Annotated in this window: 14 protein-coding genes; 10 read left to right on the top strand and 4 right to left on the bottom strand. The window is 58.0% G+C overall.

All coding sequences use genetic code 11. The annotated features are described in order from the left end of the window. Positions 1 to 35: 35 nt before the first annotated feature. A complete protein-coding gene (locus tag FF124_RS11040; protein ID WP_138748531.1) occupies positions 36 to 1,130 on the bottom strand; it encodes a linear amide C-N hydrolase in 1,095 nt (364 codons plus the stop codon). A 23-nt stretch (positions 1,131 to 1,153) separates the two neighbouring features. Further along, positions 1,154 to 2,893, bottom strand: a complete 1,740-nt coding sequence (gene poxB, locus FF124_RS11035; protein ID WP_138748530.1) for a ubiquinone-dependent pyruvate dehydrogenase — start codon at positions 2,891 to 2,893, stop codon at positions 1,154 to 1,156. Positions 2,894 to 3,269: 376 nt separating this feature from the next. On the opposite strand from poxB, the gene FF124_RS11030 reads away from it, so the two are divergent. After that, positions 3,270 to 4,166, top strand: coding sequence for a helix-turn-helix domain-containing protein (locus FF124_RS11030; RefSeq protein ID WP_187326900.1), 897 nt, complete (start codon positions 3,270 to 3,272; stop codon positions 4,164 to 4,166). Between the two features lie 9 nt (positions 4,167 to 4,175). Here the strand turns inward: FF124_RS11030 and FF124_RS11025 are convergent, their stop codons facing one another. Next, the gene (locus FF124_RS11025) at positions 4,176 to 4,400 is read right to left on the bottom strand and encodes a hypothetical protein (RefSeq protein WP_138748528.1); all 225 of its coding nucleotides are present in this window, start codon (positions 4,398 to 4,400) and stop codon (positions 4,176 to 4,178) included. Between the two features lie 10 nt (positions 4,401 to 4,410). Here FF124_RS11025 and FF124_RS11020 point away from each other — a divergent pair, with 10 nt between their 5' ends. Beyond that, a complete protein-coding gene (locus tag FF124_RS11020; RefSeq protein ID WP_138748527.1) occupies positions 4,411 to 5,004 on the top strand; it encodes a hypothetical protein in 594 nt (197 codons plus the stop codon). A 45-nt stretch (positions 5,005 to 5,049) separates the two neighbouring features. Here the strand turns inward: FF124_RS11020 and FF124_RS11015 are convergent, their stop codons facing one another. Then, positions 5,050 to 5,973, bottom strand: coding sequence for an AEC family transporter (locus FF124_RS11015; protein ID WP_138748526.1), 924 nt, complete (start codon positions 5,971 to 5,973; stop codon positions 5,050 to 5,052). Positions 5,974 to 6,360: 387 nt separating this feature from the next. Here FF124_RS11015 and fumC point away from each other — a divergent pair, with 387 nt between their 5' ends. From fumC to cydC, 8 genes are all read left to right on the top strand, one after another. After that, on the top strand, positions 6,361 to 7,818 hold the full coding sequence (gene fumC / locus FF124_RS11010; protein ID WP_138748525.1) for a class II fumarate hydratase: 1,458 nt from the start codon (positions 6,361 to 6,363) through the stop codon (positions 7,816 to 7,818). Beyond that, complete coding sequence (locus FF124_RS11005; RefSeq protein ID WP_138748524.1) at positions 7,818 to 9,089, top strand: threonine/serine exporter family protein; 1,272 nt, start codon at positions 7,818 to 7,820, stop codon at positions 9,087 to 9,089. The genes fumC and FF124_RS11005 overlap by 1 nt, the downstream gene beginning before the upstream one ends. After that, positions 9,086 to 9,478 carry a cupin domain-containing protein gene (locus FF124_RS11000; RefSeq protein ID WP_138748523.1) on the top strand — a complete coding sequence of 131 codons (393 nt, stop codon included), beginning with the start codon at positions 9,086 to 9,088 and terminating at the stop codon, positions 9,476 to 9,478. The genes FF124_RS11005 and FF124_RS11000 overlap by 4 nt, the downstream gene beginning before the upstream one ends. Before the next feature lie 5 nt (positions 9,479 to 9,483). Next, complete coding sequence (gene mqo, locus FF124_RS10995) at positions 9,484 to 10,980, top strand: malate dehydrogenase (quinone) (protein ID WP_138748522.1); 1,497 nt, start codon at positions 9,484 to 9,486, stop codon at positions 10,978 to 10,980. A gap of 73 nt (positions 10,981 to 11,053) precedes the next feature. Then, positions 11,054 to 12,487 carry a cytochrome ubiquinol oxidase subunit I gene (locus tag FF124_RS10990; RefSeq protein WP_138748521.1) on the top strand — a complete coding sequence of 478 codons (1,434 nt, stop codon included), beginning with the start codon at positions 11,054 to 11,056 and terminating at the stop codon, positions 12,485 to 12,487. Positions 12,488 to 12,519: 32 nt separating this feature from the next. Continuing rightward, the gene (locus FF124_RS10985) at positions 12,520 to 13,566 is read left to right on the top strand and encodes a cytochrome d ubiquinol oxidase subunit II (protein WP_138748520.1); all 1,047 of its coding nucleotides are present in this window, start codon (positions 12,520 to 12,522) and stop codon (positions 13,564 to 13,566) included. 27 nt (positions 13,567 to 13,593) lie between these two features. Then, complete coding sequence (cydD, locus tag FF124_RS10980; RefSeq protein ID WP_138748519.1) at positions 13,594 to 15,327, top strand: thiol reductant ABC exporter subunit CydD; 1,734 nt, start codon at positions 13,594 to 13,596, stop codon at positions 15,325 to 15,327. Further along, positions 15,324 to 16,970 (top strand): thiol reductant ABC exporter subunit CydC, encoded by a 1,647-nt coding sequence (gene cydC, locus FF124_RS10975; RefSeq protein WP_138748518.1) that lies wholly within the window; start codon positions 15,324 to 15,326, stop codon positions 16,968 to 16,970. The genes cydD and cydC overlap by 4 nt, the downstream gene beginning before the upstream one ends. Positions 16,971 to 17,359 lie beyond the last annotated feature (389 nt).

Raw genomic sequence — 17,359 nt, 5'->3', positions numbered from 1 at the left:
ACACATCAGCAGCCTTTGTGCCTGAACGGCGCTGCTCAGCAAAGAGCAGCCGTCATGTTTTGCGGCCTCGGCAGCAATTGCGCCATCGGCTTCGACGTGAAGGTTTTGACCGAATTGCCAAGGTCTGCGACATCGAATTCGGCGAAGTTCATGCCGCCGCTGTCGCGCAGAAAGAAGCGCTTGCGATCAAGATCGGAGAGGCTTGTCCAGGAGGTGAATTCGGTCGGCACCTTGTCTCCCTCATTGCCCTGCACCTGAAGGTGGCCGCTGCCCTGATCAGGATAGTCCACCGTGACGCCGCGCGGCCTGTCAAAATTGTTCATGATGTGGGCGATCATCTGCACAGCTTTGTCAGCATCCGTCTGCTTTTCGGCAAACTGCGCATAGAAGGCGGCACGGATGAAGCGGTCCACCGAGGTATCCGTCACCGGAAGCCCTGCCTTGGCGATACCTGCACCGGATTGCACGGCCTCGTAAGACCCGAAGGTTGCCTTAGAGTGATCGACATTGGTCAGGAAGGTGTAATTGTTCAGATTCGTCAGGTGCCAGGAGAACTGCGGCGCATTGGTCATCACCCCGACAGGATTGTCATAGACCGTGCGGACGCCGTGGTGGAATTCGATGACAATGCTTTTGCCCGCGGCATCATGAACCGAATAATGGAACGGCATCTTCAGGCCGCCAAGGATCGGAACGCGCTCGACCGTGACAACAAGGTCAGCCAGCGCCTGTTTCACCTCTTCGACCGATGAAAACTGGCCAAGCACCCAGGCGCCGAGATCCGCGGCAGAAAGTCCCGCGCTGGAAGCGTCTCCTTCCGTATCGAGACCACCAGCCGCGGCATAGGACTGGACGGAGAAGGTCAGCCCGGCGCTGTTCATTCCCTCGACCACCTTCAGATCAGCCGGGCCCGGAACATGGCCGGGCTCGGGTATGGCTGCCGGCATGGTAACAGCCAGAAACGGAAACTTCGCCTGCCATGACAATGGCTTGTAACCGTCTGCTTGAGAACTGAGTTCAAGTTCTGCCGGAAAGACCGAAAGCTGGTAGGGAAGCTCGATACTCAGCTCCAGGGTCCGGCCAAGGTAGGCCCGATTGGCGGCATCGAAATAAAGAAGCGAGGTGCACATTGGTTATTTCCTTCTCAGGCAGATCAGCCGAACCATCCGTGTTTTCTGAAATTGGTGCGGGCAAGCTCCATCAGCTCATCACCGCGACCGCTCATCACCGCTTTCATCATGAACAGGCTAAAGCCCTTTGCCTGTTGGAAATGGATCGAAGGCGGCATCGAAAGCTCTTGTTTCGCGGTCTTCACATCCAGCAATACAGGACCCTCGTGCGCCAGTGCTTCAGTGACGCCGTCTTCAAGCGCACCCGGGTCTTCGACACGAATACCCTTGATGCCGATGGATTCCGCCATGGCCGCAAAGTTCGGGTTATCAAGATCGGTATTCGCATCGAGATAACCCGAGGCCTTCATCTCCATGGCGACGAAGCCAAGCGAGCCGTTGTCGAATACCACGAGCTTTACCGGCAATTTTAGCTGCCGCAGTGACAGAAGGTCGCCCATTAGCATTGAAAACCCGCCATCCCCGGACATGGAGATGACCTGCCGTCCTGGAAATGACGCTTGTGCGCCGATAGCCTGCGGCATGGCATTGGCCATAGAACCGTAATTGAAGGAACCCAGAAGACGCCTCTTGCCATTCATCTTCAGATATCTGGCGGCCCAGACCGTCGGCGTGCCGACATCGGCGGTAAAGATCGCGTCGTCCTCGGCATGCTCGCTCAGGAGCCTGGTCAGGTGCTGCGGGTGAATCCGGTGATCGGACTTCTCGGGAAATGCAAGATCATCCAAGCCCTTACGGGCAGAAACATAGTGCTCCTTGGCACGCTCAAGAAAATGCCGGTCTTCTTTGCGCGCCAGACGCGGAAGCAGTGCGTTGATCGTCGAACGCAAATCACCGACGAGGCCGACATCAACAGCCCTTCGACGGCCAATTGCTTCGGGACGAATGTCGATTTGCGCCACCTTTGCCTTTTCGGGGTAGAACGGACGATAGGGAAAGTCCGTCCCGAGCATCAGCAGCATGTCGCAATTTTCCATAGCGTGGTAGCCGGACGAAAAGCCGATCAACCCTGTCATTCCGACATCAAAAGGGTTGTCCCACTCGATATGCTCCTTGCCGCGCAGGGCGTGAATGATTGGAGCTCCGAGCTGGTCGGCCAGGGCGACCACTTCATCATGGGCGCCGGCGGTGCCGCTGCCGCAGAGCATCGCGACCGCCTCGGACTTGTTCAGCATTTCAGCCAGACGCTCGAGATCGGCAGGAGCAGGAATTATGGCCGGCGGCTTGCCAAATGTCATCGGAGCCGGTGAGGCAGGTGCCGGCTCAAGCGATACATCGCCGGGCAGCACTATCACTGACACACCACGCTTTTCGACCGCGCTCCGGATTGCCGTTTCAAGGATATGTGGAAGCTGAGCGGGATTGGTAACCATTTCTACATAGTGGCTGCATTCCTTGAACAACTCCTGAGGATGTGTTTCCTGGAAATAATGCGAGCCGATCTCACTTGAGGGAATGTGTGAGGCGATCGCGAGCACAGGTACCTGATTGCGATGGCAGTCGTACAAACCGTTGATCAGGTGCAGATTACCCGGGCCGCAACTGCCCGCACAGACAGCCAGTTTGCCTGTAACCGCTGCTTCCGCACCCGCGGCAAAAGCGCCTGCCTCTTCATGACGCACATGCATGAACTCGATCTTGCCTTGTCGGAGCAGGCTATCGTTTATGCCATTGAGACTATCACCAGTCACACCCCAAATCCGGGCAATACCAATATCGGCAAGCAGAGAAGCAATATAGTCAGAACAGGTTTCTTTGGCCACTCGATTTCCCCGTCGTTACAATAGGTTCGGGCATGACTGCTTATCTTTTACAGTCATAGAATGCTGGCCTGCAGGCGGCCGTGAACGAAATTCACGCCGCAGCGGCCGAGCGCTCAGCTACGAAACTGGTAAACGGCGGCATACCTGTTTCCAATTCGCTGTTGAGCGCCAATAGTGACGCATTCTTGGCTCACCATCGACACAGCGATCTGCGCCGATACCCGATATAAATACCTCTGCACCTCAGTTGACTGATGGATGCACGATGCGTGATAGATCGTCGTAGCGGTTGCGAAAACGATTGCGGGTCGATGTTCAATTTTCCTGGACATGCAATTGTTTTCAGTTCTTATCGCCGGTCAGCATGGGGGACACGATGGACAGCAAAATCAGGCAGATTGTCCAGAACAATATTCGCTACATTTGTTCACGGTTCAGCTCGATAACTGAGGCTGCGGATATGATCGGAATTAACCGACAGCAGTTGAACAAATATCTGAGCGGCTCCGGTTTTCCTTCCCTCTCAACCTTATCGAATATCGCGCGTAAGAATGGTTTAACCGTTGACGACCTGATGCTCGAGCACGATGCATTCGTCGATCGAATTGACAGCCGAGGCCGCTCAAGCGATCCGTTGCCAGCCGTTTTCAATCAGACAATCTCTGACGTCATCGCCTATGGCAAGGCCAAGAATGCCAGCCTGAACTGGCTCACAGGAAGCTATATCTTCTGTTTGCGGAGTCTGGCCGATCCAGCGAAAATCACAGTATCATACGGCCGCATTTTCCAGAGCGATGGACTGACTTTTCAAAAAACGTTTTCCCCGCTTCCCGACGCACTCAGTCGTCGTGGATCACTCCGGGTCCTCAAGCACGAAGCCTGTGTTATCGAGGTAGGCGGTCTCCTCCATTTCTACCGAGTGACCAATCTGGACAGAACAACGGCAGACATTGGGCTAAAAATCATGATCCCGTCCTTCAGCGGCGGCGGCGACTACATGAGTGGCTATGTGCTTGCGACCGAGCGTGCTAGAAAATCAGATCCCCGCCTGCTCGAAGTGATGATGAAAAGGCTCCCCGCCTCCAGCGCACTGTCTGCGGTACGCCGCCATTGCGGCGTCTTCGACATGGACGACCCCGATCTTGACCCCGTGATTACCGATTTTTTCCGGAGCAAAAGTCCCCAGACTGCGCTGGATCATGACCAAGCGACCGCCTCCCCCCAACACAGCATTGCCCCTCTCAGGCAAACCAGCGCCCACAATGGGCGCTAAGGCTCAGTTTCAGCGGTTCAATTCGCCGTTGTTTGCGATGACATCTTGCCGTCCAGTGCTGACATCCAGTTGATCGCGACAGTCGAGCAGCCAGGCAGTATCTGCCTCAATTGAGGAGAATGCGTCCACGGCGGCGTCAAGTGGTGCCTGTTTTTCCTGAACTTGCGGTAACGGGTAAACGGCAGCGAGCCGCGCGAGCGCGTCGACAACGCCATCCACACGGCCCTTGTCCACGGGAACATCTGTGGCTGACCGGCTCCCAATTAACGCAACGATATGGTCGCAAAGCCTTTCCGCACTGGCCACAGCTGGTTATCAGGCTGCGGCCTGGCGAGACTTCGGTGTGGATATGGCTCGTGATGATGCTCAACACCAGCATGTTGAGCGCGCCGACGGAAAACGCCGCGCCATAACCGCTGAGGATGACGGAAACCATTCCGAGCGTGACCAGAAGAATGAAGGTCAATACGCCATGGCCCGCTACAAAGGGACCGAGAAAACAGCCCGCCAGCGCGATCGCGGTGGAAACGACGATCTGGCGAAAGCGATCGCCATAGGGGTCAAGGCGTACGGTGATCGCGGTCAAGAATGCACCGATGGCGATATAGACCGTGGAATTGGTATCGCCATTCAGCCAGCCGAGAAAGAGCGGCAGGCTGGTGCCGACGGTAATCCGGATCGCGTGCGGTCACGAATGATAGGACGCCAGCTTCAGGAGCGAAAGCTTGTGTATCCATGCGCCTTTTTCAGCGCTCGCCATGAGGTATACCCCAAACCCTTCAGCCAGCTTTCAGCCATGCGCTACAGGCGCCTCAAACTATACGGCCAAGGTCTCTGAAACGTCGCTCGCGATTTGCAAGACCTGCACGTAGGTTTGCACCTGCTAGATATGGGCGACGACCATAACTCCGATTGCCATCGTGACCAGTGAAACGACTGTGCTGAGGAGAACAGTCGAGGCGGCTTGCTCGGTGTAGGAATTATGCGCAACAGCCAGCGACGGCACAGCGGTCGCGGTCGGCAGAATGCCAATGATAAAGGCCGCCTTCAGCAAATCGCCATGCAGTCCAAGCGCCAGGCCAACCCCGAGAATGACGGCCCCCTGAATAATGTTCTTCAGGACAACGTTGACAATGATCTCGCTCTTCAGTTTCAGATGAACGCCGGACAGAAAAAGCCCCAGAAAGAAAAGAGCAACACCGCCTGCAGCCTTGCCGAGTTCATCCATGGAACTGGTTATGACGGTAGGCAGTTTGATACCGGCAACAGCGAAGACGGCCCCGAGTACGGGCAAAAAGACGAGCGGCTGCGAGATCGTGTTCAACAGAAGTTTCGAAATGCTCTGCCCCTTCTGGCCGGCGCTGAGCATCATCAAAGAGACGGGCAGGATGATCACGGTGTAGATCAGGTTTCCAACGACAACGGAAATCAGCCCGGAAGAACCAACGGTCGCAAGCAGTATCGGCGGACCACAATAGGCCATATCGGGAAACGAAGCGGACAGGGCCTGCATTGTTGAATCAGCATGGCCGTATTTGGCAATCACCTTGCCATAGGCGTAGGCTGCAACATAGGTAACAACGAGGCCCACACCGATCGCTGCGGCAAAGTCCGCATTCAGTATCGACTTGGCCGGAGAACTGAGTGCGGCGAGAAACAGCGCAATCGGCAGCGCAATCTTGACGACAAAGTCGGCAAAGGCCTGGGCGTGCTCGCGCTTCACAAAATTCCGCGCGCCCGACACCCAGCCGATGCCCACGCCCAGAACAATAGGCCCTAGGGCGATGGCTATGGTATGTGTCAGCATATGGGCTCCTCACGCAGCCGCGCCGGTCCTATTTTCACCGGTCTGGGCTGTCTCTGCCTTCGTGGTTAAGTTTCCGTCCTGAACTGCCGCTTTCGTCCCTGAATTATTGCGGCATCTTGTGCGCTTTCAATTCGCCGGAAAGCGTCAAAAATGACGCTATTTACACTCAATCAGTACTTTCGCCGACTGAGCCTGTTTGGCGTCAAAACTGAAGCTGATTAGCGAATTTCTGTTACTCGGCGGGGGATGTTAGTTCTCGTCGAAAGCATGGCCGACTGCGTCTCGGGCCAGCAGCAAGAAAAATCAGATTTTTCTCCGCGAGAACTTCTGTTTTGGCTTCAATAGATTAGCATAGCTTCATATAAATGCTCTTGAATGGGGGATTTCATGAGTAACGACGACAACCATCCGGCGATGCAGGATCTGCCGATCGGCATTGCAGCCAAAGGCATGCGCCACGAATTTGACAGCATGGGCGATGTCGATGTGCCGGCAGACCGGTACTGGGGCGCGCAGACCGAGCGCTCGCTGCAACACTTCAATATCGGCGGCGACCTGATGCCGAAGCCCGTCTATCATGCCTATGGCTACGTCAAGAAGGCCTGCGCGCTTGTCAACAATGCGGCCGGCCGCCTGCCCGACTGGAAACGGGACGCCATCATTCGTGCGGCGGACGAGACCATTTCCGGCAAGCTTGATGATCACTACCCGCTCTTCGTCTGGCAGACCGGCTCCGGTACCCAGAGCAATATGAATGTCAATGAGGTCATCTCCAACCGTGCCATCCAGCTTCTGGGCGGCACGCTTGGCACGCAGCAACCGGTCGGCCCGAATGACGACGTCAATATGGGGCAATCTTCCAACGACACCTTCCCGACTGCGATGCATATCGCCTCGGTTGCCGCGATCGACGACCTTCTGGTTCCACAGGTAACAAAACTTGCCGAGACGATCGAGAAAAAGGCTGACAGCTGGATGGATGTGGTCAAGATCGGACGCACCCATCTGGAAGATGCCGTTCCGCTGACGGTCGGCCAGGAATGGCACGGCTGGGCCGGGCAGATCCGCGATGCGATTGCCGATATCGAGACAAGCCGTGAAGGTCTCTACAAGCTTGCCGTCGGCGGCACGGCGGTTGGCACCGGGCTCAATGCGCCGGAAGGTTTTGCAGCCGATGTTGCGGCGAAGATTGCGGAACTGACGGGCAAGCCGTTCGTCACCGCGCCCAACAAGTTCTCGGCCCAGGGCTCACTTGATGCGATGGTGCGGGCCCATGGCGCGCTGCGCAATCTGGCCGTCGCCCTGATGAAGATCGCCAATGACATGCGCTGGCTCGCATCCGGCCCGCGCTGCGGTTTTGCCGAGCTTCTTTTGCCGAGCAACGAGCCAGGCTCGTCAATCATGCCGGGCAAGGTCAACCCGACCCAGTGCGAGGCCATGGTGATGATCGCCATACAGGTCATGGGCAATGACAGTGCCGTTTCGATTTCCGGCAGCCAGGGCAATTTCGAATTGAATGCCATGCGCCCGGTGATCATCAACAATTTCCTCCACTCCGCCCGTATTCTGGCCGATGGTTGCGAAAAATTCCGGGAGTATTCGGTCGAAGGCACCGAGCTTAACCGCGAGAAGATCCAGTCCTATGTCGACGGCTCGGTGATGCTGGTGACGGCGCTTTCGCCCGTCATCGGCTATCAGAATGCCGCCCATATTGCGGAAAAGGCGATTGCCGAGGGGCTGACGCTGAAACAGGCTGCCCTTGCCTCCGGCAAGGTGGATGAGGCCATGTTCGACAAGGTGGTCCGTCCCCTCGACATGGTCGGCAAGGGCCTTTCGGGTGCGTGATGTCACAGGCGCCTTCCACTGCTGAGCATGTGGCCCATCTGGGTTTGCGCCTCGGCCGGCTGATGCTGGCCAATGGCGCAGGTACGGAGCGGGTTCAGCAAGCCGTAAACGATTATGTCGCCCGCTTCGGATATGACGCGCGCCTGATGGTATCGGCCGAAGGGCTGATCATCACGCTTGAAAAGGGTGGTCATTTTCACACACGGCTGGGCCACGCGCTTTCCGGCATGGCGATCAATATGGGGGCGCTGGCCGAACTGAAGGCGATCCGTAGCGAGACTATTGCCGCAGATCCCGATTTTGAGACCATCGACCGGAAGTTCGGTGATGTCGAGCATGCCGGCAACCATTATCCGCCTGTCCTTGTCATTCTTGGCATGGGGCTGACAGCTGCCGCTCTGGCCCGGCTTTTCGGCGCGGAATGGCCGGTCGTCTATGTTTCGGTCCTGGTTGGGATCATGACCCAGACATTGCGGCAGACGTTAAACCGCTGCGGCGTGCATCCGGTTGCCATGGCGGGCCTTGCCGCCTTTGGCGGCGGGCTGGCGGGTGCTCTGGCGATCAGGCTCTTTCCGGGTGTTTCGGCAACGCTTTGTCTTGTCGCTGCGGGCATGATCCTTGTGCCGGGCGCACCGTTGATCAACGGGATCAGAGACCTTTTCAGCAATCATATCGGTGTCGGCGTCTCACGGCTGGTTCTGGGCGGCATCACCATTCTTGCAATCACGTTCGGCCTTCTTTCAGCAGCAAGCATTGCAGGCGACCAGATGCCGGTTGCGGGCAAGATGACGCTGTTACCGGTTCCGGAAGACTTTCTGTTTTCAGCCCTGGCCGGCGTTGGCTTCGCGCTGTTGTTCAACGTACCGATCAGATCGGCCTGGGTCTGCGTGATCACGGCGATGATCGGCCACGGACTGCGCACGGCGGTCATGCATATGGGCCTTGATATCGTACCGGCGGTGCTGATCGGCGCCTTTGCCGCCACGCTTGTCGCCCGCCTGATGGCCGCAGCCTATGACGTGCCGCCGGTCGCTTTCGCCTTTCCGGGCGTGGTGTCGATGATCCCCGGATCATTCGGCTTTCGCACCGGCATTGGCGCACTCACCATCATGAAGGAAGGCGCAGGCACCGCCCCTTCCTTTGTCGCCGAAACAATAGGACTTGGCGTCACAACAGGGCTGATGACGGCAGCCATCGCCATCGGTCTCAGCCTTGCTTTGGCAACCCGAAAACCGTCTCCGACAACCAGCAGAACTGGAGTTCGAAAATGATAAGATGTGTGCGTATGTGGACGGGCGAGGATGGAAACTCGCTGTTCGAGGAAGGCTTTATCGACATGGCGGAAGGCATGCGCGGTGATGCCGTCGGCAAGCCGGTCAAGGCGTTGGAACTCTCCTTCCAGGAAACAATCTCCGGTGGCTCATATGAATGGCATCAGGACCCTGTGCCGCGCTTCGTGATCACGCTTTCCGGCACGCTCGAATTCGAAGTGAAATCCGGAGCGAAATTTACCATCAAGCCCGGCGATATTCTGCTGGCGCAGGACAATAGCGGCTCGGGCCATACATGGCGGCTGATCGGCGACGAGCCCTGGCGGCGTGCCTATGTCGTCTATGCCGATGGCTCCGATCTCCAGTTCAAACCCGCCACGAAGGAGTGAAAATCATGAGCAACACCGACAAGGAACACCACGACGTCGTCATGATCGGCGCGGGCATCATGAGCGCCACACTCGCGACCGTGTTGAAGGAACTCGACCCTTCGCTCGAAATCGCCGTGCTTGAGGAACTGAACGACTGCGCGCAGGAAAGTTCGAATTCCTGGAACAATGCCGGCACCGGCCATGCGGCCAATTGCGAGATGAACTATACGCCGCAGCGCTCCGATGGCAGCGTCGACATCTCAGAGGCGCTCGAGGTCAATACCGAGTTCGACGTCTCGCGCCAGCTCTGGTCGTATCTGACCCGCAAGGGCGCCATCAAGGAGCCCCGCGATTTCATCAACCCCTGCCCGCATATGAGCTTTGTCTGGGGCCAGGAAAATGTCGAATTCCTGCGCACGCGCTACAAAACCATGTCGGCGCATCACTGCTACCGCGGCATGGAAATGTCGGAAGACCACAGCCAGATCGCCGACTGGGCGCCGCTGATCATGGAAGGACGCGATCCTAACCAGCCAGTTGCGGCCACCCGCATCGTCTCCGGCGCAGACGTGTCCTACGGCTCGCTGACCCATATCCTGATGGCCTATCTGGAGTCGCTTTCCGGTGCGTCGGTCTATTACAAGCACCGCGTCACCGATCTGACCAAGGACAGCGACGGGCGCTGGCTGGTGAAAGTGAAAGACCTTGAAGGCCGCACCCACAAGACCATCTCGGCGAAATTCGTCTTCGTCGGCGCGGGCGGCGGAGCACTGGAGCTGTTGCAGAAATCGGGGATACCCGAAGGTCGCGGCTATGGTGGCTTCCCGGTCAGCGGCATCTGGATGCGCTGCGATGTCGATGACGTCAGCGCCCGCCACCATGCCAAGGTCTATGGCAAGGCGGCACACGGTTCCCCGCCCATGTCGGTCCCGCATCTCGACACCCGGATCATCGACGGCAAGCGCTCGATCCTGTTCGGGCCTTATGCCGGCTTTTCCAGCAAGTTCCTGAAGCACGGCTCGTATCTGGACCTCGTCGAATCGGTTGAGCCGGGCAATATCCTGCCGATGCTGGCCGTGGCGAAGGACAATATGCAGCTGACCGAGTATCTCGTCGGCCAGGTTCTGCAGACATCGAAGCATCAGTTCGCCACGCTTCAGCAATTCTTCCCCGAGGCAAAGCGCGAGGACTGGAAGGAGGCGGTTGCCGGCCAGCGCGTGCAGATCATCAAACCCGACCCGAAACACACCGGAGCGCTGGAGTTCGGCACCGAGCTGATCGCCTCGGACGACAAGTCGATGGTCGCGCTTCTTGGCGCGTCTCCGGGCGCTTCGACTGCGGCCTTCATTGCCATGAACGTGCTGAAGAAGTGCTTCGCAGACAGGCTGACAGGTGATGCCTGGCTGCCCAGGCTTAAGGAGATCATCCCGACCTGGGGGATCGACCTGAAGACCGATGCAGACGCCTGCCATTCGATTCGCAAGCAGACCGCCGATACGCTGAAGCTCGAATTCGTCTGAGTTTAAACCAAAAGAAGCCACAGTCTCCGAGTGAGGCTGCGGCAATAGCTGGCGAGCAAGCTGGGAGAAAGCCATGTCTCCGGATGATTTGGCATTGCACATAGCGCGATTCGATTTCGCGTGGATCACCACCATGCACATCCTGTATCCGCCGATTACAATCGGACTGGCGATGCTGCTGTTTTTCGCCGAGTGGCGCTGGCTCCGGACGGACGACGAGAAATGGTACCGGCTCTGTCGATTTTTCGAGCGCCTGTTCGTGGTCAATTTTGGCGCCGGGGTTGCAACCGGCGTGACCATGGAAATGGCGTTCGGAATTCTCTACGGGCCGTTCTCCCAGGCCGCCGGGCCTCTGTTCGGACAGGTTCTCGGCTATGAGACGATCACCGCCTTTATGTATGAGGCCGGCTTTATCGGATTGATGATATTCGGCTGGGGCAAGATCAGCCGGCGCATGCATCTGTTTGCGACGTTCAATGTGGCGCTGTCCTCATCCCTGTCCGCCTGGTGGATCCTTGATGCGAACTCATGGATGCAGTCGCCGGATGGCGTCGAGTACATCAATGGCGTTTTTCATGTCGTCAGCTGGAAGGATGCCTTGTTAAACCCGGATGTGTTCGGCGCATTCCCGCACATGCTCGTTGCCTGCCTGGAAATCGCTCTGGTTTTCGTCGCTGCCGTTTCGGCGTGGTTCCTTTTGAAGAACCGTCATGCAGAACTGTTCCAGAAGCCACTCAAATACGCCATGATCGCCCTCGTCGTGGTGGCTCCGCTACAGGTTTATCTGGGCGATTCAATCGGGCTGATCACAGCCAAGCAGCAGCCGGCGGCGCTGGCGGCCATGGAGGGCCACTATGACACCTACAATGCCGACGGAACGCCCAATACCGACTGGAAGGTGGTGGGCTGGCCGAATGCGGCAAATGACGGATTTGCATGGTCGATTTCCATTCCGCATGTGCTAAGTCTTCTGGAGACCCATACCTGGAGTAGCCCGGTCACCGGCCTCAATGATTTCCCGATGGACGAACGGCCGCCTGTCGTCATTCCATTCTATTCATTCCGCGTCATGGTCGCCATCGGCGGCGCGCTGCTTCTGCTTGCGTTCTGGGGTGGTTTCCTGGCGCTGCGTGGCCGGCTCTCGATGGCTTATATCCGTGAACAGAAATGGTTTCTGAGGGCAACGCTTGCCGCCGTCGTGCTGCCCTACCTTGCCATATGGACCGGTTGGTGGACCCGGGAAGTCTCGCGCCAGCCATGGATTGTATACGGCATGATGCGCGTCGAAGAAGGCGTCAGCCAGATGTCGCTCCAGATCGCACTGTTCTGGCTCGCAGGCTTTGTCGTCTTCGAACTCGCCGTTCTTTTTGGCACGGTCTACTTCCTCGCAAAAGTCTGCCGGATAGGACCTGACATCGAGAGCCCCATTCCGCCGGATACCCGCCAGCGGCTCGGACACATCGAAAGTGATGATGATACCTCGCCGGAATATATCCGCCCCGTTTGAGTGACTGCGAAAGCCAGGAAGGAAATTGCGAGATGGAAACGCTGACGGCTACGCAAGAGATACTGATCGTGGCATGGTGGCTCGCACTCGGTATGAGTGTGCTGCTCTATGTGATCCTTGACGGCGCGGATCTTGGTGCTGGGATATTCTCTCTTTTTGTACGGGACCACCATGAGCGCGGCGCGATCATGACGGCAATGGCAGGCACATGGGACGCCAATGAAACCTGGCTGATCGTTGCCGGGGGCATACTCTTCGGGACCTTCCCATTCGTCTACGGCTCGGCCTTCCACTATCTGCTGGTCCCTCTGGCACTTGTGCTCTGGGGGATCATGTCTCGCGCCGTCGCGCTTGAATTCCGTCACCTCGCATCACCGGGCTGGCAGCGCTTCACCGACTATGTATTCGGGTTTTCGAGCCTCGCCGTCACATTTTTCGGCGGCATGGCGGTTGGTGCAGCGCTTCAGGGGTTCAAGCTCACCCATGTGGATGGACGCGTCCCGAGCTATACCGGCGGGGCCTTTGAGTTCTTTTCTCTTTTCAGCGTCTGGACCGGCCTTTGCTCGGTCATTGCCGTCACGCTCGCCGGCACGCTTTTCATCCGCGCACGCTTCGAAAAGACCGAAGCAATCCGTCAGGATGCCGCACGCTGGACGGGTTTGATCTTCTGGGCAGCGATCATCGCGGTCGCCATCACCGTTTTGTGGAGCATCGCTATCTTTCCCTGGGCCCGCGACAAATGGTTCGGCGCATACTTCTGGGTCTGGGGCCTTTTCTTCCTCGCATCGCTGTTTGCGATCTTTCAGACTCTGCGTTCGACCCGCGCTGACCGGGACCTGCGCGCAATCCTCTGGTTCATCGGTGCAGTGGCAATCCTTGGCGTCGGCATGCTGATCACCATGTTCCCCTACCTTGTTCCAGGCACATGGACCATATGGGATGGCGCCAGCCCTCAGGTCTCGATTACCACCTTCACCTTGACGATGGGTGGCTTCCTGCCGGTCATGATCATGTACAACTGGTATCAGATCTGGGTATTCAGAGCGCGGATCTCCAAGCTCGTCGCCTATCACACATGATCATCGTCTATCCGGGTCGCAAAGCTGATGCCCCTTCATGACGGAAAGGCAAGCGACCGTGAGCGGTGGCTTAAGACCTGGCAAGGCAAAGCCCGCCGCAAAGGCGGGCTCACCGTTTTCTTCGGCCTTCTCTCTGCCGCGTTGATCATCGCCCAATGCTTGCTGATTGCGCGCATCATCGCAGCCGTGGTTGTCAATAGCGCCGTGCTGGCGGATGTTTCCTCTTCCCTCATCTGGCTTGCTGCGGTCTTTGTTCTGAGGTTTTTTGCCGATGTGCTGAAACGCGGTTTTGCTTTCGAAACTGCGCTGTCGGTCAAAACAAGCATGCGGTCAGCCCTTTTTGACCGGATCGTGGCGATGGGGCCCGTCGGCCTGGAGCGGGAGCATAGCGGCGAGATCATCGCCACCATGACCGCTGGCCTTGACGAGATCGAAGGCTATTTCAGCGGTTACCTTCCACAGAAGTTTCTCGCTGCTCTGATTCCTCTTGTCGTCCTGGCCGTTGTCTTTCCGTTCGACAAAATCAGTTTCCTCATCCTGCTGATCACACTGCCAATACTACCGATCTTCATGTTCATCGTCGGCAAGGGGGCAGAGAAGCTCAACCGGCGGCAATGGCGTCGCCTGTCGATCATGGGTGCGCATTTTTTCGACGTCATCGAAGGGCTCACAACACTGAAGCAACTCGGTGCAAGCCGACGCGAAGCCGCCATCATCGCCCGTGTGTCGGAGGACTACCGCAAGACCACGATGGCTGTGTTGCGTGTCGCCTTCCTGTCGTCTCTCGTGCTCGAATTCTTCGCCACGATCAGCGTGGCCATGGTCGCGGTCTATGTCGGTTTCCGGCTGTACTATGGCGACATGCTGTTCTTCCCCGGGCTGTTCGCCTTGCTGCTGGCGCCGGAATTCTTTCGTCCCTTGCGTGACATGGGCACCCAGTATCACGCACGCATGTCCGCTCTGGCGGCCGCTGAGGAACTGATCCGGATTTTCGAGTATCCATCGCCCCAGCCCGGCAAGACCGTTGTGAGCGGTAACAAGCCGCTCGACATCGCATTTGAAAACGTCTCTTTCAATTACCCGGAAGGCGGCGGCGTTTTTGATATCGGGCTTACTCTGGCTAGCGGTGAATGCATCGCCCTTGTCGGGCCAAGCGGTGCCGGCAAGACCACGCTGGCGCGCCTCCTTCTCGGCTTTCTACAGCCGGACAAAGGCCGTCTCCTTGTCAACGGACACGCACTCGGGGAGCTGTCTGAGCGCCACTGGTTCGAACGCATCGGCTGGGTTCCCCAACGCCCAACGCTCTTCGCCGGAACGCTTCGGGAGAACATCGCTCTGGCGATGCCGGACGCATCGTATGATACAATTGAAAAGGCAGCATCAATCGCGCGCGCTCAGGCAATGATCGAGGCCATGCCAAAAGGTTACGACACAACCATCGAACAGGATGGAACAGGGCTTTCCTGTGGCCAGGCCCAACGAATCGCGGTTGCCAGAGCTGTGTTGACAACGCCGGACCTCCTCATCCTCGACGAGCCTACCGCCGCGCTCGATCGGGAGGCAGCGATCGGCCTGCTGGCTGGCCTTCGCCGGGCTTTGCCGCAGACCGCCTTCTTTGTTGTTACACATGACGCCAGGCTTGCCGCTGAGGCCGATCGTATCGTCTCCCTGGACGGAGGTCGCATTGTCGACGGACAGCCGGACGGCCAAAGGCAGCCACGGCAGAAGCCACCATGCACAACAGCACGGGAGGATGAATGAAAGACTTTGTCCGGCTGATGGTCCTGTTTGCGCCCTATCGCAAATGGATGCTTGCGGGGATCGCCCTTTCCGTTCTGGTCGTCTTGGCCAACGTCACCCTTCTGGCGGTCTCCGGCTGGTTTATTGCGGCGATGGCGCTGACAGGCCTCGGTATTCAGACCATCAACTATTTCACGCCGGCGGCTGCCATTCGCGGTCTTGCCGTACTGCGAACCGTAGCGCGCTATCTCGAGCGGCTGGTCACGCATGAGGCGACGTTCCGCCTGCTGTCGGAACTGCGCGTGTGGTTTTACGAGCGGCTGGAGCCGCTTGCACCGGCTGGTCTCGAAGCTGAACGACACGGGGATCTGCTCTCTCATTTGCGTGCCGATATCGACAGCCTCGACAACCTCTATCTCAGGATAGTCGCCCCGGCGACAGCGGCATTCATTGCCGGCATCCTGCTGACAGGCGGGCTCGCCGTGTTCAGCGCGAAAATCGCTTTCATTACGGCGCTGGCGCTCGTTTTCACCGGATTGCTGACGCCTCTTCTCGTTACATGGCTGGGACAGACCGTCGGCAAGCGCACCGTCGCGCTGCGGGGAGAGATGCAGGTGCAGGTTGCCGACACGATCCGCGGCCTTGGCGAGCTCGCCATTGCCGGCGCGGTGGCGCGCCGGCGTGCGCAGATCATTGGATTTTCTCTGGTCCTCGGACGAGCACAACGCCGGACGGCATGGACAACGGCCTGCTTCGAAGCGTTCTCCGCGCTTGTAGGTCAGGCAACGGTTTGGCTGGCAATCGTGGCCGGCATCACAGCGGTTTCAGCCGGAACACTGAGCGGACCGGAACTGACAATGCTGGTATTCTGGGTGATGGCGTCTTTTGAGGCCGTTTCGATGCTGCCGGGCGCTTTCTACGCTTATGGCGAAACGGCCGCTGCTGCCCGCCGCCTGTTCGAAATCGCCGACCGGCATCCGCCTGTGGCGCAGTCGCTCCCCGGTGACGGCAATATGCCCTCTAGTTTTGACATCCATTTTTCGAATGTCACGATGGGTTATTCTGAAGCAGTGCCTGCCGTCCTCAAGGAGTTCTCCCTCAAGTTAGCGCAAGGCCATACGATCGGCATTACGGGCGCAAACGGCGCGGGAAAGACCACGCTGCTCAATCTCCTGCAGCGCTTTCGGGAGCCGGATGAAGGCACCATTTGCATCGGCGGCATTCCCATCGGTGAAATCGGTGACGACAATCTGCGGAAACTCATCGCAGTGGTCGCGCAAAAGACCCACCTTTTCAACGCAACCATCCGCGACAACCTGTTGATTGCTTCGCCGGACGCCGACGATACTGCGCTGCTGGATGCGATGGAAACCGCAGGCCTTGCCGATGAAGTCCGCGGTTTCAGCCGTGGGCTCGATACGATGATCGGAGAACTTGGGACACGACTTTCCGGCGGTCAGGCGCGCCGCCTTGCGATTGCCCGCGCATTGTTGCGCGATGCTCCCATCCTGCTTCTCGACGAGCCGACAGAAGGTCTTGATGCTACAAGCGAAAGAAAGGTTCTCGCTGCGTTCACCCGCGCCAAAGCCGACCGAACAACAATCATAGTTTCCCATCGAACACTTGCTCTTGAGTATTGTGATCAGGTCGTCCTTCTGTCGTAGGCCTCGGTTTAGTGTCACATTGAACTGATGCGATGGCTGCCACCTCCGGTCGGCTTCGAGTATGACAAGACGGGACCATATCCGCCGAGCAGAGGCCGCATCAATGACATCGAACCGGCCGGAGCAAGGCAATTGCTGCGGATGAAGATGGCTCCCACTTTGCAGCGCCCTAAACTTTAGCCCCGACTTTAGGCTTTAAATTTAGCCTCAGACTGGGCAGACCGCGCGGTGCCAAATACCCGCAGGGCAAGGGGCCCAGGGAAGGACCCGCGGAACGCTTGCCCCCTGCCCTGACGACAAAGAGCGGGCCACCGAAGTAACCCGCTCTCACCAGTCTCATGCGGAGCATCCGTCCCGCTGATACGATGCGATCGTGCCGAGACCCTGAT

Source organism: Martelella lutilitoris (genome assembly GCF_005924265.1).
Taxonomy (GTDB): domain Bacteria; phylum Pseudomonadota; class Alphaproteobacteria; order Rhizobiales; family Rhizobiaceae; genus Martelella; species Martelella lutilitoris.
This window is presented reverse-complemented; position numbering and strand designations above follow the sequence as displayed.